We start from the raw sequence: 23,678 nt of genomic DNA, 5'->3' as shown, positions 1-23,678 counted from the left end.
CGTTTCCGGGGCCGCCCTAGCGGTCCGGTACGAAGGGTTTGCCGAGCGAAGTCGGGGTATTCATCAGCGTCAGCCGCTTGTTTCTGGAGATCAGCACGAGCACGATGATTGTCGCAAGGTAGGGCAGCGACGACATGAACTGGGAGGGTATTCCGATACCCAGCGCCTGCGCGTGCAACTGACCGATGCTCACCGCGCCAAAAAGATAGGCGCCCGCCAGAATCCGCCATGGCCGCCACGACGCAAACACAACGAGCGCAAGCGCGATCCAGCCCCGCCCCGCCGTCATGTTCTCCACCCATTGCGGCACATAAACCAGCGACAGCTGGCCGCCGGCGAGCCCCGCACAGGCGCCGCCGAAGAGAACCGCCAGGTAACGGATGCGGACAACGGGAACGCCAAGCGCATGCGCCGAGGTGTGGTTGTCGCCGACAGCACGCAATGTGAGGCCTGCGCGGGTCCTGAACAGGAACCAGACGACGGCGATCGTCAGAAGGATTGAGATATAGAAGATCGGATCCTGGCCGAAGAGAAACTTGCCGACATAGGGAATATCGGTCAGCCCGGGAATATAGAGCGATTCCATCTTGACCCCGGGCAGGCCGACAAAACTTTCGCCGATCATCGCCGATGCGCCCAGGCCGAGCAGGGTCAGTGCGAGACCGGTTGCGACCTGGTTGGTCACAAGGGTCAGCGTAAGAAACCCGAAGAGCAGCGAAAAGGCGGCGCCCGCCAAAATCGCCGCGCCCATGCCGAGCCAGGCGGATCCGGTCGTCTGGGCAACCGCAAAGCCGCAGACGGCGCCCATGATCATCATGCCCTCGACGCCGAGATTAAGTACGCCGGAGCGTTCGACGACAAGTTCGCCGAGGGCGGCGATGAGGAGCGGCGTCGCCGCAGTCGCAACCGTTAGAAGAATGGCTTCGAACATGGACATCTCAGGCGCCCTTTGCCACGGCGTCGCCGAGACGCGTTACGAACCTTATGCGGTAGTAGATCAGCGTGTCGCTGGCCAACACGAAGAAAAGGATGATGCCCTGGAAAATGCGGGCAGACTTTTCCGATATGCCGAGCGAGATCTGCGCCGCCTCGCCCCCGAGATAGGAAAGAGCCAGAACCAGTCCCGCGGCAACGATGCCGAGCGGATTGAGCCGTCCGAGGAAGGCGACGATGATCGCGGTGAAACCATATCCGGGCGTAATCGTCGTCCGCAACTGGCCGACGGCGCCGGAGACTTCAGCAATTCCGGCGAGGCCAGCAAGCGCACCGGATACAAGGAAGGCAAAGAAGGTAAGCCGGCCGGCGCTGAAACCTGCAAAGCGCCCTGCCCGCGAACTGCGGCCGAGCACCTTGATCTCGAAGCCGTTGAGCGTGCGCGACAGCATAAACCAGACGACGACAGCAGCGATGAGCGCAATGATGAAGCCCCAATGCGCGCGGCCCGAATCGGCCCAGATGGCCGGCAGGATAGCGCTGTCGTTAAACTGCACCGTCTCGGGAAAGTTGTAGCCTTGCGGGTTGCGCCAGGGACCGCGTACCAGCCAATCGAGGAAAAGCTGCGCGACATAGACGAGCATGAGGCTCGTCAGGATCTCGTTGGTATTGAAACGTACCTTGAGATAGGCCGGGATCGTCGCATATGCCATTCCACCCGCCATGCTGAATAGCAGCATCAACGGCAGGACGTACCAGCCTTGAAAATCCGGGAACATTACCGGAAGGATCGACCCCGCGATGCCGCCTGCGATCAGCTGACCTTCAGCGCCGATGTTCCAGTTGTTCGAGAGGAAGCAGACCGACAAGCCGACCGCAATCAGGATAAGCGGCGCGGCTTTCACCAATAATTCGTGGATTGACCAGATCTCGGTGAGCGGCTCGACGAAATAGGAATAGAGCGCGGCAAATGGATTCTTGCCAAGCAACGAGAAGAGAATTGCTCCGGCAATGACCGTGAGAAACAGAGCGATGAAAGGCGACAGCGCACTTAAAAGCGCCGAGTGTTGCGGGCGTCTGACGATTTCTATCCGCATCATGCTGCCCCTGCACTCGCCAGGGGTGCGGCGTGCTCGGCACCGCCCATCATCAAGCCGACGCGTTCACGGTTCATGGCTTCGATAGGCACGGATTCAGACAGGTGGCCATGCACCATCGCGGCGATGCGGTCCGAGATTTCGAAAAGCTCATCGAGGTCCTGGCTGATAACAATCACGGCCGAACCGCTCCTGGCAAGGTCGACGAGCGCCTGGCGGATATGCGCAGCCGCGCCAGCGTCCACGCCCCATGTCGGCTGGTTGACGATCATCACCGAAGGGTTGCGATCAAGCTCGCGGCCGATCAGGAACTTCTGCAGGTTTCCGCCAGAAAGCGCTGACGCATCGGGGTTTTCTGCGCTTTTGCGGACGTCCATGCGGCCGATGATGCGCTTTGCCGCCGAGGCAAGACTGGACTCTGCGACGAGCTTTAGCGCGCCGCCGGCAAGAAATACCTTACGATCCGTCGCATGGCGCGAAAGAAGAAGATTGTTGGTCAGCGACATATCTGGCACAGCACCATGGCCGAGGCGCTCTTCCGGCACGAAAGCGGCACCAATCTTGCGCCGGGCCGAAATGCCGATTCTGCCAGCATCCTTGCCGCGAAGCCGAATTATGTCCGGTCGCTCCTGCAGAACCTCTCCGGAAATTGCCTCGAACAGTTCGCCTTGCCCGTTTCCGGCGACACCTGCGATGCCGAGGATTTCGCCAGCCTGGACGGCAAGGCGGATATCGTGCAGCGAAACTGAAAAAGGACCGCGCGGCCGCTGCGACAATCCGTTGACCTCGACAAGCGGCAGGCTCTGTTCAGCAGATTTTTGCACCGGACTACGCTCGATGACGTGGATGTCGCTGCCTACCATCATCCGCGCCAGGGAAGCGGCAGTCTCAGCCCGGGGGTCGCATTGGCCAACAACTTTGCCGTGCCGAAGGACGGTTGCCCGATCGCATAGGCGCCGAACCTCCTCCAACCGGTGGCTGATATAAAGAATGGATTTTCCTTCAGAGCGAAGCCGTTCCAGTGTCACGAAAAGCAGGTCTGCTTCCTGTGGTGTCAGCACCGATGTCGGTTCGTCCAGGATAATAAGGTCAGGGTTTTGCAATAGGCAGCGAATGATCTCGATTCGTTGCCGCTCGCCGACGGAAAGATCGCCGACAAGCGTTTCTGGATCGACGGGCAAACCATAGGCATCGCCGATTTCGCGAGCGCGCGCGGCGATCGTATCGAGCGGTGTCTTTTCGTCGAGCGAAAGGGCGATGTTCTCTGCTGCAGTCAGCGCATCAAAGAGCGAAAAGTGCTGAAAAACCATGCCGATACCGAGCGATCTTCCCATGGCTGGATTGGTCACCGTGACAGCGTTTCCCTTCCAGGAAATACTGCCGGAACTTGGCTGCAATGCGCCAAACAGCATCTTCACCAGCGTCGATTTTCCAGCGCCGTTCTCGCCGAGCAGCGAATGAATTTCGCCGGCGCTAATTCTCAGGTCGATTTCATCGCAGGCTTTGAGTGTGCCGAAAATTTTGGTGAGCTTGTCAGCTTCCAGTAGCGGTGTTTCAGAGCCGTCTATTCTTTTTTGTGTCATCGTTCCCCGCGGCCAAGACCGTTCCTGATCCTATGCTACCCCGGCCAAACTTGGAAAGTACAAAACGAGTGGTTGCGGCCATTTGCGCACATTAATCGTGCACGAGCATCCGAGGCTTAAGGAATGAGCACGGTCGTGCCGGTCGTCTTGCGGGCTTCAAGGTCGCGATGAGCATTGGCGACATCCTTGAGCGCGTAGGTCTGGCCGACTTCAATACGGATGATGCCCTTGGCAACGAGGTCGAAAAGTTCGTTGGCACCGCTCTCGAGCGCCTCGCGCGCGGCGACGTAGACGAAGAGCGTCGGACGCGTAAGGTAGAGTGATCCCTTGCGCGAGAGAATGCCCAGATCGAATGGCGGCACTGGTCCGGATGACTGACCGAAGCACACGATCATCCCGCGGGGACGCAGGCAATCCAGCGAGCCTTCGAACGTGTCCTTGCCGACGGAGTCGTAGACCACATCGACGCCTTTGCCGCCCGTAAGCTCTTTCACTCGCTCGACAAAATTCTCACTGCGGTAATTGATGACATGGTCGTAGCCATGATCGAGGGCGAGCTTCACCTTCTCCTCTGAACCGGCGGTGCCGATGACCGTCGCGCCAAGATGTCTCGCCCATTGTCCGGCGATGAGACCGACCCCGCCGGCAGCCGCGTGAAAGAGGATTGTGTCACCTTTCTTCACCGGGAAAGTCTGGCGCAAAAGATACTGGGCCGTAAGGCCTTTCAGCATCATAGCTGCCGCTTGTTGCAGCGGAATTTCATCCGGGACTTTGACAAGGCGATCAGCCGGAATAAGCCGCTCATGCGCATAAGCACCGATCGGACTGGTGTAGGCGACGCGGTCGCCGGGCTTTAGCCATCCGGCACCTTCGCCGACGTCAAGCACAACGCCGGCGCCCTCGTGGCCAGGAATCAGCGGCAGCGGGGTCGGCGACGGATAGAGACCAGTTCGATAATAGACGTCGAGAAAGTTGAGGCCGATCGCTTCATTTCGGATACGTACCTCGCCCGGTCCGGGCGCCCCGACCGAAACATCTTCGTAAGTCAATGCTTCCGGCCCGCCGGTTTGATGAATACGAACAGCCTTGACCATTACGCTTTCTCCGTCCGCCCCAAATTGGGGAACAACTGCATTACGGCGCCGATGAAGAAAAGATAGATCCCCGTAACGGAAATGCCAATGCGCACCCAGAGCGGCGAATCAAGTTCTTGAAACAGCGAGAACGCCCCAAAGCCGCACCAGAGGAAAAATATCGTCAGATTGAGGTTGCGCAAACGCTGCACGCGCACCGGATGCAGGAAATAGATCGGCAGGAAAGAAACGATGGCAGCAACGAGAACGATTGCAAACGCCACCCATTCGCCGGGCCGCACGATGAACAAGGTGAAAACAATCATGTTCCAGACAACCGGGAACCCCTTGAAGAAGTTCTCCTTCGTCTTCATGCCTGTGTCAGCGTAGTAGATAGCGCTCGATACGACGATGATGGCCGCTGCAAGAAACGACAGGCCCTCGCCCATGAAGCCGCGCTGGTAGAGCGCGAAGGCGGGGATGAGCACATAGGTCATGTAGTCGATGATGTTGTCGAGGAGTTCTCCCGACCAATTGGGCAGGACGTACTTGACTTCCAGCTTGCGGGCGATCGGACCATCGATGCCGTCAACGAACAAGGCAAGTCCGAGCCACCAGAACATGGCGGTCCAGCTTTCCTCGCTGGCGGCGACGACGGAAAGAAACGCCAGAAACGAACCGGACGCCGTCAACAGATGGACCGAGAAAGCCTTTGCTTGCGGCGCCGTCACTTTCTTGGGCTTGACGCCCTTGGGCATGGTAGGTTTTTTCAAGGGTCCGCGCCAATCTGCTGCATCACAATTCAACGCCTGCCGTTATATCTTGGCAACGACGAACGATTTGCGATCAGCTTTTCTTGAAATTGGCTGAAAGCGCAAGCAATGAAACTCATATAAACTGTTGAAAGCCCCGCACGGGCCCGCAAACGGGAGACAGATATGACCAGCACCAGAACCGATCCGATCGTCATTGCCGGAGCTGGGCATGTCGGGCTGATTGCGGCGATCGCCACGGCCCGCTCGTTCGACAATGTCGTCAGCCTCGGCGTCGTGCCCGAGGCCTCCGACAAGCGCACCACGGCGCTGATGATGCCAGCCACCAAGTTCCTCGAAAAGATCGGCCTGTGGGAAGCGATCGAACCGCACGCAGCCCCGATTACCACGATGCGCATCCTCGACGGCACGCAGCGTCTGATCCGCAGCCCTGCCGTCACGTTCGAGGCCAGCGAGATCGATGAACCGGCATTTGGTTACAATATTCCCAATACGACGCTCACCTCGGTCCTTGCTGACGCACTCAAGCATTCAGGCGCGAGGCACATTGCCGCCTCGGCCAGCCACTACCACCCGAGCGACGACGCAATTATGGTGGAAGCCAATGATGGCTCGAGCATTACTGCGAACATTGTGATTGCGGCGGATGGCCGGTCCTCGCTTGCCCGCGAAGCGGCCGGCATTTCCGCCCGGACCTGGTCATACAACCAGACGGCCATCGTGCTGAGCTTCAGCCACACACGCGATCACCACGACATTTCGACGGAGTTTCACACCGAGCACGGACCGTTCACTCAGGTCCCGCTCCAGCGGAAACGGTCGAGCCTCGTATGGGTGACGACGCCGGCGCACGCGGTTGAACTGCTTGAACTCAGCCGCGACCAGCTCGCAATGCGGGTGGAAGAGCGCATGCAGTCCATGCTCGGCGCAGTGACCATTGATGTCGATCCGCAAAGCTGGCCGCTCTCCGGCCTCGTTCCGACATCTTTCGCTCGAAATCGCGTGTTTCTTGCTGGCGAATCCGCTCATGTTTTCCCGCCCATAGGCGCGCAAGGTCTCAATCTCGGTGTAAGGGACGTCGAGACCCTGCTCGAGACCTTCCCGACGGACGGGGCCGATCTCGGCTCGTCACGGGTCATCTCGACCTATAACCGCAAGCGCAGCCCTGACATCTTGGCGCGGACGGGTGCGGTCGATGCACTGAACAGATCGCTCTTGTCTGATTTCCTTCCAGTGCAGATGGTCCGCAGTGGGGGCCTGGAGTTGTTGCGGGTGTTTTCGCCCCTGCGCGGCTTCGTCATGCGTGAAGGGCTTCGTCCGGGCAGCGGCTTCCGCTTTACGCGCAAGCACACTGCCCCTGAACATTAGGCAAGAACGAAGTCGTAAAGCAGCTTCACATTGAGTACGGCGATCACGATCGCAATGATGACGGCAAAGGTGGTCAGCCAGCGCGGTGAGACCAAAGCGCCCATCTTGGCCTTGCTTGCCGTGAACATGACGAGCGGGAACACCGCAAATGACAGTTGCAGGCTGAGCACCACCTGGGTGAGTACGAGTAGCTTCGCCGTTCCGCTTTCGCCGTACCAGATCGTCACGATCGCAGCCGGGATGATCGCAATCGCGCGGGTGATGAGCCTGCGCAACCATGGTGCGAGCTTGATATGGAGAAAGCCCTCCATGACGATCTGACCTGCAAGCGTCGCTGTGACCGTGGAGTTGATGCCGCAGCACAAGAGCGCAATGCCGAACAGGGTTGGAGCAATTGCAAGACCGAGCAAGGGCGCAAGCAGGGAATGTGCTTCGCCAAGTTCCGCAACCTCCGTGCGGCCGGTCGTATGGAACGTCGCTGCGGCGAGGATCAGGATCGAAGCGTTGATGAGAAGCGCAAACATCAGCGCCGCGGTCGAATCGATCGTCGCGTATTTGAGCGCCTGCCGTTTCTCGGGCAGCGTATCGCCGTAGGCGCGCGTCTGCACGATACCCGAATGCAAGTAGAGATTGTGCGGCATCACCGTGGCGCCGAGGATACCCAGTGCCAGATACAGCATTTCCGGATTGGTCACGATTTCAGTCGTCGGCGCGAAGCCCTTGATCACCGCGCCCCATTCAGGATCGGCAAGAAAAATCTGGATGCCGAAGCAGACAGCAATCACGCCGAGCAGCGTTATGATCAACGCTTCCACCCAGCGGAAGCCCAATTTCTGCAGGTACAGGATAAGGAAAACATCAAGCGCGGTGATGAGGACGCCGATTTCGAGCGGAATACCGAAAATAAGATTGAGGCCGATCGCCGTGCCAATGACTTCCGCAATATCGGTTGCGATGATGGCGATTTCCGCAAGGAACCACAGCGTATAGGCAACGGGCTTTGGAAATGCATCCCGGCAAGCCTGCGCAAGGTCCCTGCCCGATCCGATCGCCAAACGCGCGCAGAGAGCCTGCAGAACGATCGCCATGATGTTGGAGATCAGCGCGACAACGAGCAGCGAATAGCCAAACTTGGAACCACCGGCGAGCGATGTCGCCCAATTGCCGGGATCCATGTAGCCGACCGCCACCAGATAGCCTGGTCCGACAAATGCGGCAGCACGCCGCCAGCCTGGGCCGGTCGAGCGCACGGCGACCGAACGATGAACGTCGGACAAAGATGCCTCGCCCCGGGCATGCCGCCATCCATCGGCCGCCGGGGTGTGCTGCGCTAGCTGATCCATAAATTCTCCGAAACGCAATTGCAAATCATTCGCAACTATATAAACAGATGGACGCCAGAGCCGCAAGGGGGTGGCCCACAAAACTTTAGAATTGATACAAACTAGCTAGCCGATTGCTTGCAGCGGCACGCATCGGGGACTAAAGGTGCGCCGTATGAGGGCTCACCGAACCAGCCCATGTGTCATGGCGTAGAGCCAAAGCGTCAATGTCACGATCGAAAACAGGGTGGTCGCGAGCACCGAACTCGACGCCCGCTCGACCCAGACGCCATATTGCTGAGCGATGACGAAGACATTCGTCGCGGTTGGCAGGGCCGCCATAAGCATTGCCGTATAGACCCATACCGGTGGGAAATCGCCGGCCAGGCGCAAGACGCAGTAAATCAATACGGGCTGGACGACGAGCTTCAGCGGAACGATCAGATAGAGTTCCTTCGGCACACGTCGCAAGGGACGCAGCGCCAGCGTCGCGCCCATGGCAAAGAGCGCGCAAGGCGCCGCCGCGCGGGCAAGAAAATCGATCATCCGGTCGACCGCCACAGGCGGCTCCAGTCCGGTGATGGCCGCTCCTACCCCGAAAATGGTGGCGATGATGAAAGGGTGGCCAAATATCTTCTTGAGCACCCCGGCGGCGAGATCGCGCGGCGAACGCTTGTCGTTGCCGGAAAGCGCCATCATCAACGGCGCCATCACAAAATGCAGCGTGTTGTCGAAGCAGAAGATGAGTGCGACCGGCACTGCTGCCGGTGCGCCGAAAGCAAGGATCGCCAGCGCCGGGCCCATGTAGCCAATATTACCGTACGCGGCCGCGAGCCCCTGAATGGTGCTCTCGTCAATGCGGCGTGTGCGCGCGAAAGCGACCGCGAACATTGCCATGAAGATGAGGAAAGTCGATGCGGTGCAGCCTATGATGAAGCCCCACTGCGTCAATTCGGCCACCGGAGTCTTCGACAAAATCTGGAAAAACAGCGCTGGAAGCGCCACATAGACGATGAACGTATTCATCCACCCGAGCGCATCGAGCGGCTGATGTTTTATCTTGGCCACGAAAAAGCCAAGAAAAATCAGCCCAAAGAACGGTAAGACCAGGTTGAATACATCAAGCATAAGCAGGCTTTGAGGTTTGCCGCGCCGGAAATAAGAGCAAGGACGCTTTAGGCTCGCGGGATTGGACAGAAACGGATATCTATCCTGAATGACGATGATAAAACAGATACGGCATGCCAAATTTCAGATCGGTCAGGTAGTCAGCCACCGCATTTTTGCGTTTCGTGGCGTGATTTTCGACGTTGATCCCGAGTTCAGCAACACCGAAGAATGGTATCAGTCCATTCCCGAAGAGATTAGGCCGCATCGCGACCAGCCCTTCTACCATCTCTTCGCCGAGAACTCCGAGACAGAATACGTGGCCTATGTTTCGGAGCAAAACCTCGTTGCCGATACGACCGGAACACCTTTGCGCCACCCGCAGATCAAGAACGTGTTCGAAAAGATCGAGGATGGCGTCTATCGGGTCAAGCGCCCGCATCTCAACTGAGGTCCCGACACCGAAGCCGGACAATAAAAAAGGGACGCGTCACCGCGTCCCTTTTTGTGCGTACTGGCTGATCAGTTGCCGGCTTTCGCCTTTTCCTGTTCGGCCTTCATCTTGTCTTCGAATTCCTTCTGGCGCTTCTGAACTTCGCTCTGCAGCGTCTTCTGGCGCTGTTCGAGTTCGTTCTGCTGCAGGCCGGGGCCGTCATAGGCCTGGCTGAAGCCGGTCAGAGCGACATTGATCGGGTTAGGCTTGTTCTGGAAGTTGACCGAGGTCAGCGTCAGCTGGTTACCCTTCTTGAAGGAGTTGAGCAGGTCATCCGACAAGGCGACTTCCGAAATGCAACGATCCGGGAAGCAGATCGCGTAGTCGATCTTCTGGGTCTTGCCGCCATTGATCTGGAGGCCGACGCCCGGAGGAATGAGACGGCCGGTCGGAACCGAGACCTGGAAGATCTTGCGGTTGATCTTGCCCTTGATCTCGATGAGGTTGACCGCGGTCAGGAGCTGGCCGCTATCGGCAGTCACGATGTTCTGGGTGTTGCAGATATCGTTTTCTTCCTGCTTGGAGCAGACCTTGAACCAACCTTGCGGCGCTCTCTGCTGCTGGGCTGCTGCTGGTACTGCCGCGGCGGCGAGCAATGCGATGGCACCAGCGAATGATGCGGTTGCCGCGATGGACTTCGGGTTGGACATGGTCAACTGGTTCCTTTCAGCGCACTTATCCTAAGTGTATCTCGATCATCTTTATTTGCTGGTCTGGCTTTGGTTGCCAAATGCGGCAAGAGAGTGACCCTTTGAATATCGAAGGCCGTGTTACACTGCATGTTCTCTCAAATCCAGCCACCTTTTGGACTAGTTGGGGATTCCCCTCGATGATTTACGGCCCACGCCGCAGAATCGTCGTCAAGTGGTAGTCTCTGTCACGAATCAGAATGAATTCCCGGCTTCCGGGAATGCTAGGTCGAGACGATGTTGAAGAAAACTACCCAGGCGCTGACTATACTTGCTACGATTTGTTGTACCACAAGCGGTGCATTTGCCGAACCGAGACATGGAATCGCCATGCACGGCGAACCTGCCCTGCCCGCGGACTACAAGCATTTCCCCTATGTCAATCCGCATGCGCCCAAGGAAGGCTCGATCACCTATGGTGTCGTCGGCACGTTTGACAGCCTCAACCCGTTCCTGGTCAAGAGCATGCGGACATACGCGCGTGGCCTGTTCAGCGACGGCGAGTTCGGCGATCTCGTCTATGAATCGCTCATGCAGCGCAACGCCGATGAGCCGTTCACCATGTATGGCCTGCTGGCCGAAAAAGTCGAAACCGACGATGAGCGGACCTGGGTCGAATTTACGCTGAATCCCAAAGCAAAATGGTCTGATGGCGAGCCGGTTACGCCCGACGACGTGATATTCACCTTCGACCTGCTGACAAAAAAGGGCCGCCCACCCTTCAGCGGCCGGATGAAGCTCATTTCGAAGATCGAGAAGATTGGCGAGCGCGGCATTCGCTTTACGTTCAACGACCAGGCCAACCGGGAATTTCCCCTGATCCTCTCGTTAATGCCAGTTCTTCCCAAACATGCCATCAACATCGACACCTTCGACAGTTCGCCTCTCTCGATACCCGTGGGCAGCGGACCCTATACGGTCTCACAGGTGCAGCCGGGTCAGCGCATCGTCTATAAGCGCAATCCGGATTATTGGGGGAAAGACATGCCGAGTCGCGTCGGCTTCAATAATTTCGACACGGTGACCGTTGAATATTTCCGCAACGACCAGGCGCAGTTCGAAGCCTTCAAGAAAGGTGTTTTCGATGTCTTCCTTGAGGGCGATCCCAACAAATGGGCAACTTCATATGACTTCCCGGCCATACGCGATGGCCGGGTTATCAAGGATACATTCGAAAAACACTCGCCTGCCAACATGTTCGGGTTCCTGTTCAATACGCGCCGCCCAAAATTTCAGGATCGAGCGGTTCGCCAGGCGCTGGCCCTGATGTTCGACTTCGAATGGGCGAACCGCAACCTCTATGCTGGGCGTTACCGGCGGCTCGGCAGCTATTGGCAAGGATCGGAACTTTCGGCGCTGGGACGTCCTGCCGATGCCATGGAGCGCGAGTGGCTTGCGCCCTTTGCCGATTCTCTCCAGCCGGACGTGATGGACGGTTCGTTCGTGCCGCCGCAAACGGACGGCACGGGGCGCGACCGCAAGGAAATGAAGCGTGCCTTCGATATCCTGACCGAGCGGGGCTACAGGATCGAGAACGAACGGATGCTCGATCCACACGGAACTCCCCTCACCTTCGAGATCATGACCCGATCCGTCGGCGAGGAACGCTTGGGTCTTGCCTATAAGCGCACCCTTGAGCGGCTCGGTATCGGCGTCACCATCAGGACCGTCGATGACGCCCAGTACCAGAAACGGCTGCAGACCTTCGATTATGACATGATACTCGGCGCCTATGCGAGTTCGCTGTCACCCGGCTATGAGCAATTTTACCGTTGGGGCAGCCAGTCGAAGGATGTCGAGGGCAGTTTCAATTATGCCGGCGTTGCCAATCCGGCCATCGACGCCCTCCTCGACAAGATGCTGGCGGTGCGCGGACAGGAAGAGTTTACCAGCACGGTCCGCGCTCTCGACAGGCTTTTGATCTCCGGCCATTATATGATTCCGATCTATTATCAGCCGGAGCAATGGGTTGCGCGGTGGTCGCACCTGCAACATCCCGAAAAGACCTCCCTCGTGGGAAACCAGCTGAACACGTGGTGGTCAGACAAACGATAGGTTGAAGATATGCCCGAAAAGAAATTCACCATCGACGTGGTGTCGGATGTCGTTTGCCCCTGGTGCTTCGTCGGGCGAAAGCGGCTCGAACAGGCGCTCGAGCTCAACCCCGACATCGATGTATCGGTGAACTGGCGGCCGTTCCAGCTTGATCCGACGATCCCGCCGCAAGGCAAGGACCGCAAGCGTTACATGCAGGAAAAGTTCGGCAGCTCGGACCGGATCTTCGAGATCCATCAACAGCTTACTGAACTCGGCAAGGAGGTCGGCATTGAGTTCGACTTCGATTCGATCGAGATAAGCCCCAATACGCTCGACGCGCACCGCCTGATCCGCTGGGCATCGCAGGCTCAGCCGAATGTCCAGGACACGCTCGTCGGCATCCTGTTTTCCTACTATTTCGAGCAAGGCAAGGATATTGGCGATGCCGAGGTTCTGCTTGAAGCCGCTGCAGAGGCTGGCATGGATGTTGCCATCGTCGCGAGCCTCCTGCCAACGGATGCCGATGCAGTTGGTGTGCGGCAGGAGATCGATACGGCAAACCAGATTGGCGTGCGCGGTGTTCCCTGCTTCATCCTCGACCAGAAATACGCGCTAATGGGTGCGCAATCGGCCGAGACGTTGGCCGACGCCATCCGCCAGACGGCGGACGGTTTCGAGCCTGGAAGCGGCGCCGCCTAGGCGGCGTCCGCCAGTTTCGCAAGTTGCGTCATGACCACCGCAGCGCCGTTCAGGCGCTTTTCCGCCGTCGGCCAGTCGCGAACGAGCACGATGCTCTGATCCGGCCTGATCTTCGCCATTGAGCCCTGCTCGCCGATCATCTTGACGAGCGCTGCGGGATTGTTGAACGTCTTGTTGCGGAACTGGATCACCACACCCTTCGGGCCGGCATCGAGCTTGTCGACATTGGCGCGGCGGCAGAGCGCCTTGATATAGACGATCTTCAGGAGGTGCTGCACTTCCTCGGGCAGTGGACCGAACCGGTCGATCAATTCTGCGCCAAACCCGTCAATATCCTGCAGTTCCTCGAGATCTGCGAGACGGCGATAAAGGCCGAGGCGCAACTGCAGGTCCGGCACATAGGCTTCGGGAATCATCACCGCCGTGCCAACGGATATCTGCGGCGACCAATGACTGTCTTCTATTTCGCCCGTTCCCTTGATCTCGGCGACCGCTTCTTCGAGCATCTGCTGGTAAAGCTCGAACCCGACCTCACGGATATGGCCCGATTGTTCCTCGCCCAGAAGATTGCCGGCGCCGCGGATATCCATGTCGTGGCTGGCAAGCTGGAATCCCGCGCCGAGCGTATCGAGCGACTGCAGTACCTTCAGGCGGCGCTCGGCCGTCTGCGTCAGCAATTTGTGCGCGGGCAGCGTGAACAGCGCATAGGCCCTTTGCTTCGAGCGACCGACGCGGCCACGCAACTGATAGAGCTGCGACAGGCCGAACATGTCGGCTCGGTGGATGATCATCGTATTGGCCGTCGGGATATCGAGACCGGACTCGACGATCGTCGTCGACAGGAGCACATCATACTGGCCGTCGTAGAAGGCGTTCATGATGTCGTCGAGTTCGCCCGGCGCCATCTGGCCGTGTGCGACGGCGACCTTCAGTTCCGGCACCTGCGCGTCAAGGAACTCCTTGATTTCGGCAAGATCCGATATGCGCGGGCATACATAGAAGCTCTGGCCCCCACGATAGCGCTCCCTCAGCAACGTTTCACGGATGACGAGCGGATCGAAGGGCGAAACGAAGGTGCGCACCGCCATGCGGTCGACAGGCGGCGTCGTGATAAGCGACAATTCGCGAACGCCGGTCAGCGCCAGCTGCAGCGTGCGCGGGATGGGTGTTGCCGAAAGGGTCAGCACATGCACGTCCGACTTCAGCTCCTTGAGCCGTTCCTTGTGTTTAACGCCGAAATGCTGCTCCTCGTCGATGATCAGCAGACCAAGGTTCTTGAAGGTGATACCCTGTCCGAGCAGCGCGTGGGTACCGACCGCGATATCGACCTTTCCCTCGGCGATGCCCTTCTTGTTCTCCGCAAGCTCCTTGGAGCCCACCAGTCGCGACGCCTGCGCCACATTGACGGGGAGCCCCTGAAACCGGTTGGAAAATGTCTTGAAGTGCTGGCGGGAAAGCAAAGTCGTCGGGACCACGACAGCCACTTGGACGCCGTTCAGCGCGGCTACGAATGCGGCCCGCAGCGCTACTTCCGTTTTGCCGAAGCCGACATCGCCGCATACCAGACGATCCATCGGCTTGCCGAGGGCCAGATCATCGATGACTGCATCGATGGCGCGATCCTGATCTTCAGTTTCATCATAGGGGAACCGGGCGGCAAATTCGCCGTAGAGCCCATCCGGCGGCGTGAGGACAGGTGCGCCCCGCATCTGCCGTTCCGCGGCGATCTTGATGAGATGGCCGGCAATGTCGAGCAACCGCTTCTTGAGTTTCGCCTTGCGCGCCTGCCACGCACCGCCGCCTAGTTTGTCGAGGATGGCGGTTGAGGATTCCGAGCCAAACCTCGACAACAGCTCGATATTTTCGACGGGAAGAAACAGCCGGTCATCGCCGGCATAGTGCAATTCCAGGCAGTCGTGCGGTGCGCCCGCGGCAGTGATGGTGCGCAAGCCGATAAACCGGCCGATGCCGTGATCTACGTGCACGACAATATCGCCGGCATTCAGCGCGGATACTTCGCTGATGAAGTCACGGTCGCGCTTGCGCCGCTTCGAATGTCGAATAAGCCGGTCGCCGAGAATGTCCTGTTCTGCAATTACGACGAGTTCGCCGGCGTCGAACCCGGTCTCCAGAGATAGCACGCCGGCGGTGATCTTGTCGCGCGACAGCGCCTTGACCGTCCGCAGCTCGTCGACAAGCTCGATCTTTTCGAGGCCATGTTCGTTAAGCACCTGGACGAGGCGATCGCGCGTGCCCTCGCTCCAGGCCGCAAGCAGCACCTTCTTGCCCGCCGCGCGCTCGTCCGCGATGTGTTTCACCACGCTGTCGAAGACATTGGTATCCTTGGCAGTCCGCTCCTCGACAAACGTCCGCCCACGATGGGCGCCGGCATGGACGATCGACCGGCCGCTGGCAAACGGCGCATCGAAGGGGGTGAAATCGATGCGCATGCCCGACGTTTGTGCCGCCACCTCCACCGCTTCCGGCGTCAGGTAGAGCAGGCCCGGCGCGACAGGCTTGTAGGGCACCGCATCGCCAGGCTCCTTGCCGTCCGATTGACGCCTGCGCGCTTCAAAATGGTCCAGGACCATCTTGTGGCGCTCGGCCATGGATTCATGCGCAAGATGATCGAAGACGACAGGCATGTCGCCGGTATGGTCGAACACGGTTTCCAGCTTGTCGTAGAACATGGGCAGCCAGTGTTCCATTCCGGCAAAACGGCGGCCCTCGGATATTGACTGGTAGAGTGCGTCATCACGCGAAGGCGCACCAAACGTCTGCACATATTGCGAGCGGAAATGGCTGATCACCTCGGGCGAGAGCGTGATTTCGCTCATCGGCTGCATGGTGAACTCGGTCTTCTGGCTCAGCGTCCGCTGCGTTGCCGGATCGAAAGCACGGATCGTCTCCAGCGTATCGCCAAAGAAATCGAGCCTCAACGGCGCTTCGGCGCCGGGCGCGAAGAGATCGAGAATGCCGCCCCGTACCGCGTATTCGCCGACGTCGCGAACCGTTGGTACGCGCTCGAACCCATTGTTTTCAAGGCGCTGCACGAGCGCGTTCATGTCGATTCTATTGCCGGGCCGGGCCATGAAGAGCTGCTGTGCAAGCACCTTGCGTGGTGGAAGCTTTTGCAGCATCGCATTGGCTGTGGCGAGGATGACACCGGGATGCTTGTGTTCACGCAATGCGGCAAGACCCGCAAGGGCCGCAAGGCGGCGTGCCGATGTATCAGCACCCGGAGAGACGCGGTCATAGGGCAAGCAGTCCCAGGCCGGCAATTGCAGCACCGGAAGTTCAGGCGCGACAAAACTCAGGACCTGTTCAAGATCGACAACGCGCTGGCCATCACGGGCGATAAAGAGCACCGGGCCGCCTGCCCCGGCCTCGGCGACGACCTTGGCCAGCGCAAATGCCTCATAGCCGTCGACGACACCGTCGACAACGACATGGCCCGCTGTACCGGGCTTCAATCCAAGCTTGGAAAACGCAGTCATTGAATTTTCAGAATTTCATCTCTTTGCGGGACGCGACGATCTTGTGGAAGATGTGCGTATCGAATTCGGCAGGAACATCGGCTTCGCCCGTGACCCATTTTAGAAGATCGCGATCCAAAGCTTCCATGAGTGCTTCATATTGGTCAAGTTCGCGTTCTGACAAGGTCTCGATATGGACGTCGGCGAATTGCCCAAGAATGAGGTCCATTTCGCGCATGCCCCTGTGCCACGACCGGAACAACAGCTTGCGCTGTCGCGGCGGCAGGTCGGCGGTGGTGCGACTGCTTCCTGTCATGATCGGCTCCGTGTTCAGACCAATGCGCGCATTTTGGCGAGGGTATAGCCGCATCCGGCGGCCGTGTCAGCCTTGCTCGTGCAATGTGCTGCCAATAATCCGGTACGGTCGCCCGTTCCGCGGGGCTTCACGTTCGATGAGAATGGATGATCCTCGGGATAAGGCCCCATGACAACGGACACGGAGCAACGAGACTGGTCTCCAAACTCGAAACATTCTAGACCTTTGCCATGCGCCCATCCCTGCTCGATCCCCTCTTTGCTTCGGTTCGCACACTTTCCGGCATCGGCCCGAAGGTAACCGGCTTGCTCGCAACCCTGCTCGGCACGCCGCCGGGTCAGGATCCGCGCGTCGCCAATCTTGTCTATCTTCCACCCCACAGCGTCATCGACCGGCGCCATCGGCCCGGCATAGCCCATGCGCCCGAGGGGGCCATCGTTACTCTTGAAGTGCGTATCGACCGCCACCTGCCGGCCGGGCGCAGCAACGCGCCTTACCGGGTTTACGCGCATGACGATACCGGGGAGATCGGGCTGACATTCTTTCACGCCAAGCAGGCGTGGCTCGAAAAGGCGATGCCTGTCGGTGAAACGGTGATCGTGTCGGGCAAGATGGAGTGGTTCAACGGACGGCCGACCATGGTCCATCCCGACCATATCACCCGCCTCGACGACGCCGCGTCGCTGCCGCTCGTTGAACCTGTCTATCCCTTGACCGCCGGGCTCTCGCCAAAAGTTCTGGCGCGCGGCGTAGAGGATGCCTTGACCAAAGTGCCGGAGCTGCCGGAATGGATCGACGCGCCGGTTCTTGCCGCCCACCAGCTTCCGTTACATCGCGAAGCGCTGCGGATCATGCACGGGCCGGCTGATCCGGCAGATATCGCGCTCGACAGCCCTGCCCGCCAGCGTCTTGCCTATGATGAGTTTCTTGCGGGCCAGCTCGCGCTCGCGCTTGTGCGGCTAAGAGCAAAGCGCCTTTCCGGCCGCAAGCTCGAGGGCAACGGCGAGATCAAAGCGCAGATCATTGCCGCATTGCCCTATTCGCTGACCAATAGCCAATCTGAGGCTATCAAGGAAATCATCGCGGACCTGCGACAGCCCGATCGCATGTTGCGCCTGTTGCAAGGCGATGTCGGTTCCGGCAAGACGGTCGTCGGCCTGCTGGCGATGGCGCATGCGGCGGAAGCCGGAGGCCAGTCGGCCCTGATGGTGCCGACCGAAGTCCTGGCGCGCCAGCATTACGCCACGATAGCGCCCCTCGCCGAGAAGGCCGGGCTGCGCGTTGCTCTTCTCACGGGGCGCGAAAAGGGCCGTGAACGCGAGGATGTTCTCGAAGGACTGCGTTCCGGGGCGATCAATATCGTTGTCGGCACGCATGCCCTCTTCCAGGAAAAAGTCTCGTACCGCGACCTTGTCCTCGTCATTGTCGACGAGCAGCACCGGTTTGGCGTTCATCAACGCCTGCTCCTCACCTCCAAGGGTGACGCGCCGGACATGCTGGTGATGACTGCAACCCCCATACCCCGCACCCTCGTCCTCACCGCGTTCGGCGATATGGACGTATCGAAACTCACGGAAAAGCCGGCGGGACGGCGGCCGATCACCACTGCGATCCTGCCGATGGACCGGTTGAGCGACCTTGTCGAGCGCATGCGGAGCGCCGTTGCCGACGGCCAGAAGATCTATTGGATCTGTCCGCTTGTCGAAGAATCGGAGATCGTCGACCTTGTCTCGGCCGAAGAGCGGTTCGAATCGCTGAAGCCCCTGCTTGGCAGCAAGATCGGCCTGGTGCACGGCCGGATGAGCGGTCCGGAAAAAGACGCTGCCATGCTGGCGTTCAAAAATGGCGTTACCCGGCTTCTCGTCGCCACAACGGTAATCGAGGTTGGCGTCGACGTGCCGGACGCCACCATCATTGTCATCGAGCATGCCGAGCGCTTCGGCCTTGCCCAGCTGCACCAGTTGCGTGGCCGGGTCGGCCGTGGCGACAAGCCTTCGACCTGCCTTCTGCTTTATAAGGGGCCGCTCGGCGAAGTGGCGCAGGCACGGCTCAAGATCATGCGCGAAACGGAAGACGGATTTCGCATTGCCGAGGAAGATCTGAAGCTGCGTGGTGAAGGCGAGCTTCTCGGCACGCGCCAATCCGGTACGCCCGGCTTCCGCCTCGCCAGCATCGAGGCGCATCAGGAGTTCCTGGAGATTGCCCGCAAGGATGCGCGCTATATTCTTGCGCGCGATCCCGAATTGCAGAGCGAGCGCGGCAAGGCGCTGCGCATACTGCTTTACCTTTTCGAGCGCGACGAGGCTGTCAGGCTTTTGCGCGCCGGCTAACTATTCGACCGTCACGGATTTTGCAAGGTTGCGTGGCTGGTCGACGTCGGTCCCCATGAACACCGCCGTATGATATGCCAGCATCTGGATCGGCAGCGCATAGATGATCGGGGCGATGATTTCCGGCATGTCCGGCAGCACGATCGTGTGCATCGTATTCAATGTGCTCGCCGCCGCGCCCTTCTCGTCGGTGATCAGGATGATCTTGCCGCCGCGCGCCGCGACCTCCTGCATGTTCGAAACCGTCTTCTCGAACCAATGGTCATACGGCGCAATGACGATGACCGGCATCGATTCGTCGATCAGTGCGATAGGCCCGTGCTTCAATTCACCCGCCGCATAGCCTTCTGCATGGATGTAGGAAATTTCCTTGAGCTTCAGCGCGCCTTCGAGCGCAAGCGGGTAGCTGGTGCCACGGCCAAGGTAAAGCACGTGCTTGACCTGGCTGAGGTCACGGCTGATCGTCTCCATCTGTTCTTCGAGGCGCAGCGCGTGATTGGCATAGCGCGGAATTTCCGAAAGCTCGCGCACGAGCTGGCGTTCTTCCTGCTCGTCGATCGTGCCGCGCATCTTGGCGGCGGCGACTGCGAGCGATGCCAGAACCGCCAATTGGCAGGTGAAAGCCTTGGTCGATGCGACGCCGACCTCAGGACCGGCGAGCGTCGGGAACACGGTGTTCGATTCGCGCGCCATCGTCGATTCGCGGACATTGACGATCGTGCCGATCTTCAGCCCCTGCTGCTTGCAGTAGCGCAGCGAGGCGAGCGTATCGGCGGTCTCGCCCGATTGCGAGACGAAGAGCGCAAGGCTGTCCTTCGACAGCGGCATCTCGCGATAGCGGAACTCGGAGGCGACATCGATATCGACCGGGAGCCGCGCAATGCGTTCGAACCAGTATTTGCCGATGAGTCCGGCATAAAATGCGGTACCGCAAGCAGATGCCGCAATGCGATCCACCTTGCTGAAATCGAGCGGCGTTGCATCGGTGCGAACGGTTCCCTTGGCGAAATCGAGATAATTGGCAAGGGTATGCGAAATGACCTCCGGCTGTTCATGGATTTCCTTTTCCATGAAATGGCGGTGATTGCCCTTGCTGACGAGGAAGGCGGTCCCCGCCGACTTCTGAACCGGGCGTTCGACCTCCATGCCCGTCTCATCGTAGATCACGACGCCTTCGCGCGTCAGGACGGCCCAATCGCCATCCTCAAGATAGGAGAGATTGTCGGTGAACGGGGCAAGCGCGATCGCGTCGGAGCCCAGGTACATTTCGCCGTCGCCATAACCGACCGCAAGCGGCGGGCCATTGCGGGCGGCAACGAGAAGGTTCTCCTCGCCCTTGAACATGATGGCGATGGCAAAGGCGCCGCGCAGCTGCGGCAAGGTCTGGCGCACTGCGTCAATGGGCGAAAGCCCGCGGTCGAGTGCGCGCGTCACCAGATGCGCGACGGTTTCCGTGTCGGTCTCGGTCTCGAACTTATAGCCGTCGGATTCGAGCATGGTCCGCAGTTCGGCAAAGTTCTCGATGATGCCGTTATGGATGACTGCGAGGCGCGGCGTTGTATGCGGGTGCGCATTGCGAACGGTCGGCGCACCATGGGTTGCCCAGCGGGTGTGTCCGAGGCCGATCGTGCCGGCGAGCGGTTGCTCTTTCAGGAGCTTGTCGAGATTGGCGAGCTTGCCCTCGGCGCGGCGGCGGTCGAGGACGCCATTGTTGAGGGTCGCGACACCGGCAGAATCATATCCGCGATATTCAAGCCGCTTCAGCGCGTCCACGAGCAGCGGCGCCACCTGCTCCCGGCCGATAATTCCAACGATCCCGCACATGCAAAACTCCGATGCCCCAAGCTTTTTTATGTTCCTGCCTTAGGGCGGAATCGCCCTGGCCGGAAGTCAATTTCCGTTGCGCAATCTTGCACGAACAATGGAATGCGATCTAGTCAGCCTTCTTGGCTAATTTCGCGGCGGCATAGCGGGCGCGCAGTTCGATCGCGCGTCCTTCCTTGATTTCCTGGCGCGCGCGCCCGAAAGCCAGGGCATCTGCCGGCACATTTGCCGTAATCACGCTGCCCGATGCGACATAAGCATTATCGCCGATCTTCACCGGTGCCACCAATGAGGTATTGGACCCGACGAAGACGTTGGCCCCGATCTCCGTCAAATGTTTATTGTAGCCGTCATAATTGCAGGTAATCGCCCCCGCGCCGATATTGGCCGCTGCGCCGATCGTCGCATCGCCGATGTAAGTCAGATGATTGACCTTGGCGCCGATGCCGACCACAGCGTTCTTCACCTCGACGAAATTGCCGACCTTGGATTTTTCCGCAAGATCGGCACCGGGGCGCAGCCGCGCGAAGGGACCGACATTGGCATTCGCGCCGATTTTCGCGCCCTCGAAATAGCAGAACGCATGGATAACCGCGCCCCGCGCAACCGTTACCCCGGGCCCGAAAACGATGTTGGGTTCAAGGATGGCGTCGGACTCGACCAGCGTATCGTGCGAGAAGAACACTGTTTCCGGGGCATGCATCGTGACGCCGGCCATCATCATGTCGCGGCGCTTGCGGTTCTGCCAGATGGCTTCGGCCTCCGCGAGTTCGGCACGCGTATTGATCCCGATGACATTGTCCGGAGAAATCTCGATGGCAACGACGTTCTGGCCGCCGGCATTGGCGATCTCGACCACATCGGTCAGATAATATTCGCCATTGGCATTGTTGTTAGTGATCCGGTCCAGCAGGCTGAGCGCACTCTTGCCGCGCAGCGCCATCAGCCCGCCATTGCACAGGCCGATCTGCTTTTCCTCGGCGCTCGCGTCCTTCTCCTCGCGAATCGCCACGAGACGGCCGTCCTTCTCGATGAGCCGGCCATAGCCGTTCGGTACAGCGGGACGGAAGCCCATGACGACGACATCGGCGCCGTCGGCAAGCCTGGCCCGCGCCTGCGCCAAAGCCGCAGTTTCGATGAGCGGCGTATCGCCGAAGACGACAAGCACATCATCGTAGCCGCGTGCAATCGCGTCGCGCGCTGCCAGAGCTGCATGGGCGGTGCCGAGCCGCTCGGTCTGCTCGTGCACGCTGACATGTGGCGCTATCGTGCGCACCGCAGCTTCCACCTTTTCGGCGCCCTTGCCAACGACGAGCGCAATGTCGCTGCCGCCAGCCCCCGTGACCGCCTTGGCCACATGTGCCACGATCGGCAGCCCCGCAATCATGTGCAGGACCTTCGGCAGCTCTGATTTCATGCGGGTGCCCTCGCCGGCAGCGAGAATGACGGTGAGGCAGGAACGTGATGTCATGTCGGACTTCCAGATCAGTTTTGGCCGGGCATTCTCATGCCTGATCCGGCACGGGCCCTATCGCCATTTGAATGAACATTTGAAGCACCTTTAGCCGAGTTGGCCAAGGATGGGAAATGTTTCAAGCAGCCAGAATGAGAAAGTCTGCAGTCCTCCGGTCAGGAACAGAATGCCCGTGGCGACGAGAAGCCCGCCCATCACCTTTTCCACCTTGCCGAGATGCATGCGAAAGCGGGCGAGAAACCGCATGAACAGGCCCGAAAACAGCGCGGCGACGATGAAGGGAATGCCGAGGCCGAGCGAGTAGACGGCAAGCAGAATTGCGCCGTCGGCGACCGTATCGCGCGCGCCGGCAAGGGCGAGGATCGGCCCCAGCACCGGACCGATGCAAGGTGTCCAGCCGAAGGCAAAAGCGAGGCCCATGACATAGGCCGAAAGCGGATTGGCGGGCTTGCCCTGCGTCTGGAAGCGCGCTTCGCGCGAAAGGAAAGCAAGCTTGAAGACACCGAGGAAATTCAGGCCCATCAGGATGATGACGATGCCGGCGGCGATGGCGATCTCCTGCTGCCACATGCGCAAAAAGCCGCCGATCGTCGAAGCGCCGGCTCCGAGCAGTACGAACACTGTGGTAAAGCCGAGGACGAAGGCCAGCGAAGACATGAGCAGCGCCTGCCGCACCGGCGAGAGGCGCGCCTGCGGCGAATCGGAACGGAAATCTTCGACCGTCACGCCCGCCATGTAGCAAAGATAGGGCGGGACGAGTGGCAGCACGCAAGGCGAAAGGAATGACAGGGCGCCGGCGCCGACGGCCGTCAGGTAGGAAACATCAAGCGCCATGCGCGCTCCTTGAAAATGGCATCTCGTTGGGCGCGGATTATGCCGAATCCCCTGCGAAGGCCAATCACCTTTTCGCCAGTTGGGCCATGATTGGCGAACCGTCGCGGTTTCGCTCGCGGGTTCAAAGATCACAGCACGCCGGAAAAGCACCGAATCCCGCAAAAACAAGGCTTTTTTCCGCAAATTATCTGCATGTTAGTTGTTGACCGATCGCCGTCTCGCCCCTATGTTCCGCCGCACTTCCCGAGGC

General features: G+C 59.5%; 18 protein-coding genes. 5 read left to right on the top strand and 13 right to left on the bottom strand.

What is annotated here, in order from left to right; all coding sequences use genetic code 11:
* Window positions 1-16 precede the first annotated feature (16 nt).
* The 5 genes from GF108_RS07220 to pcsA all read right to left on the bottom strand — a co-directional run bounded on the left by GF108_RS07220 (window position 17) and on the right by pcsA (window position 5,444).
* Window positions 17-937: an ABC transporter permease gene (locus GF108_RS07220; RefSeq protein ID WP_172982585.1), complete on the bottom strand. Its 921-nt coding sequence runs from the start codon at window positions 935-937 to the stop codon at window positions 17-19.
* Window position 938: 1 nt separating this feature from the next.
* Window positions 939-2,030 carry an ABC transporter permease gene (locus GF108_RS07215; RefSeq protein ID WP_153668205.1) on the bottom strand — a complete coding sequence of 364 codons (1,092 nt, stop codon included), beginning with the start codon at window positions 2,028-2,030 and terminating at the stop codon, window positions 939-941.
* Window positions 2,030-3,613, bottom strand: a complete 1,584-nt coding sequence (locus GF108_RS07210) for an ABC transporter ATP-binding protein (RefSeq protein WP_153667449.1) — start codon at window positions 3,611-3,613, stop codon at window positions 2,030-2,032. The genes GF108_RS07215 and GF108_RS07210 overlap by 1 nt, the downstream gene beginning before the upstream one ends.
* A 116-nt stretch (window positions 3,614-3,729) precedes the next feature.
* The gene (locus tag GF108_RS07205; RefSeq protein WP_153667448.1) at window positions 3,730-4,707 is read right to left on the bottom strand and encodes a quinone oxidoreductase; all 978 of its coding nucleotides are present in this window, start codon (window positions 4,705-4,707) and stop codon (window positions 3,730-3,732) included.
* Complete coding sequence (gene pcsA / locus GF108_RS07200; RefSeq protein WP_036815269.1) at window positions 4,707-5,444, bottom strand: phosphatidylcholine synthase; 738 nt, start codon at window positions 5,442-5,444, stop codon at window positions 4,707-4,709. The genes GF108_RS07205 and pcsA overlap by 1 nt, the downstream gene beginning before the upstream one ends.
* A 180-nt stretch (window positions 5,445-5,624) precedes the next feature.
* Between pcsA and GF108_RS07195 the strand changes: the two genes are divergently transcribed.
* Window positions 5,625-6,827, top strand: a complete 1,203-nt coding sequence (locus GF108_RS07195) for a UbiH/UbiF family hydroxylase (protein WP_153667447.1) — start codon at window positions 5,625-5,627, stop codon at window positions 6,825-6,827.
* On the opposite strand, the gene GF108_RS07190 is transcribed toward GF108_RS07195, so the two are convergent.
* Together GF108_RS07190 and GF108_RS07185 are read right to left on the bottom strand one after the other, a co-directional pair.
* On the bottom strand, window positions 6,824-8,170 hold the full coding sequence (locus tag GF108_RS07190) for an Nramp family divalent metal transporter (protein WP_091922869.1): 1,347 nt from the start codon (window positions 8,168-8,170) through the stop codon (window positions 6,824-6,826). The genes GF108_RS07195 and GF108_RS07190 overlap by 4 nt on opposite strands.
* A gap of 162 nt (window positions 8,171-8,332) precedes the next feature.
* Window positions 8,333-9,277: an AEC family transporter gene (locus GF108_RS07185; protein ID WP_153667446.1), complete on the bottom strand. Its 945-nt coding sequence runs from the start codon at window positions 9,275-9,277 to the stop codon at window positions 8,333-8,335.
* Between the two features lie 94 nt (window positions 9,278-9,371).
* On the opposite strand from GF108_RS07185, the gene hspQ reads away from it, so the two are divergent.
* On the top strand, window positions 9,372-9,707 hold the full coding sequence (hspQ, locus tag GF108_RS07180) for a heat shock protein HspQ (protein WP_027233248.1): 336 nt from the start codon (window positions 9,372-9,374) through the stop codon (window positions 9,705-9,707).
* 71 nt (window positions 9,708-9,778) lie between these two features.
* On the opposite strand, the gene GF108_RS07175 is transcribed toward hspQ, so the two are convergent.
* On the bottom strand, window positions 9,779-10,399 hold the full coding sequence (locus GF108_RS07175; protein WP_153667445.1) for an invasion associated locus B family protein: 621 nt from the start codon (window positions 10,397-10,399) through the stop codon (window positions 9,779-9,781).
* Window positions 10,400-10,768: 369 nt separating this feature from the next.
* On the opposite strand from GF108_RS07175, the gene GF108_RS07170 reads away from it, so the two are divergent.
* Entirely contained in the window at window positions 10,769-12,493 is a 1,725-nt protein-coding gene (locus tag GF108_RS07170; protein ID WP_246663884.1) for an extracellular solute-binding protein, read from the top strand.
* Window positions 12,494-12,502: 9 nt separating this feature from the next.
* Complete coding sequence (locus tag GF108_RS07165) at window positions 12,503-13,174, top strand: DsbA family oxidoreductase (protein ID WP_153667443.1); 672 nt, start codon at window positions 12,503-12,505, stop codon at window positions 13,172-13,174.
* Here the strand turns inward: GF108_RS07165 and mfd are convergent.
* A complete protein-coding gene (gene mfd / locus GF108_RS07160; RefSeq protein WP_153667442.1) occupies window positions 13,171-16,671 on the bottom strand; it encodes a transcription-repair coupling factor in 3,501 nt (1,166 codons plus the stop codon). The genes GF108_RS07165 and mfd overlap by 4 nt on opposite strands.
* A 7-nt stretch (window positions 16,672-16,678) precedes the next feature.
* Window positions 16,679-16,966 carry a succinate dehydrogenase assembly factor 2 gene (locus tag GF108_RS07155; protein ID WP_027233243.1) on the bottom strand — a complete coding sequence of 96 codons (288 nt, stop codon included), beginning with the start codon at window positions 16,964-16,966 and terminating at the stop codon, window positions 16,679-16,681.
* A 230-nt stretch (window positions 16,967-17,196) separates the two neighbouring features.
* On the opposite strand from GF108_RS07155, the gene recG reads away from it, so the two are divergent.
* Window positions 17,197-19,296: an ATP-dependent DNA helicase RecG gene (gene recG, locus GF108_RS07150; protein ID WP_153667441.1), complete on the top strand. Its 2,100-nt coding sequence runs from the start codon at window positions 17,197-17,199 to the stop codon at window positions 19,294-19,296.
* Here recG and glmS read toward each other — a convergent pair whose 3' ends face one another.
* From glmS to GF108_RS07135, 3 genes are all read right to left on the bottom strand, one after another.
* Window positions 19,297-21,120: a glutamine--fructose-6-phosphate transaminase (isomerizing) gene (glmS, locus tag GF108_RS07145; protein WP_153667440.1), complete on the bottom strand. Its 1,824-nt coding sequence runs from the start codon at window positions 21,118-21,120 to the stop codon at window positions 19,297-19,299. It abuts the gene before it with no gap.
* Between the two features lie 109 nt (window positions 21,121-21,229).
* Entirely contained in the window at window positions 21,230-22,591 is a 1,362-nt protein-coding gene (gene glmU / locus GF108_RS07140) for a bifunctional UDP-N-acetylglucosamine diphosphorylase/glucosamine-1-phosphate N-acetyltransferase GlmU (protein ID WP_153667439.1), read from the bottom strand.
* Window positions 22,592-22,681: 90 nt separating this feature from the next.
* The gene (locus GF108_RS07135) at window positions 22,682-23,428 is read right to left on the bottom strand and encodes a cytochrome c biogenesis CcdA family protein (protein ID WP_153667438.1); all 747 of its coding nucleotides are present in this window, start codon (window positions 23,426-23,428) and stop codon (window positions 22,682-22,684) included.
* Between the last annotated feature and the right edge of the window lie 250 nt (window positions 23,429-23,678).

This window comes from Phyllobacterium sp. SYP-B3895 (genome assembly GCF_009647635.1).
Taxonomy (GTDB): domain Bacteria; phylum Pseudomonadota; class Alphaproteobacteria; order Rhizobiales; family Rhizobiaceae; genus Phyllobacterium; species Phyllobacterium pellucidum.
Note: the sequence above shows the minus strand (reverse complement) of the source record. Positions and strands in the feature narration are given on the sequence as shown.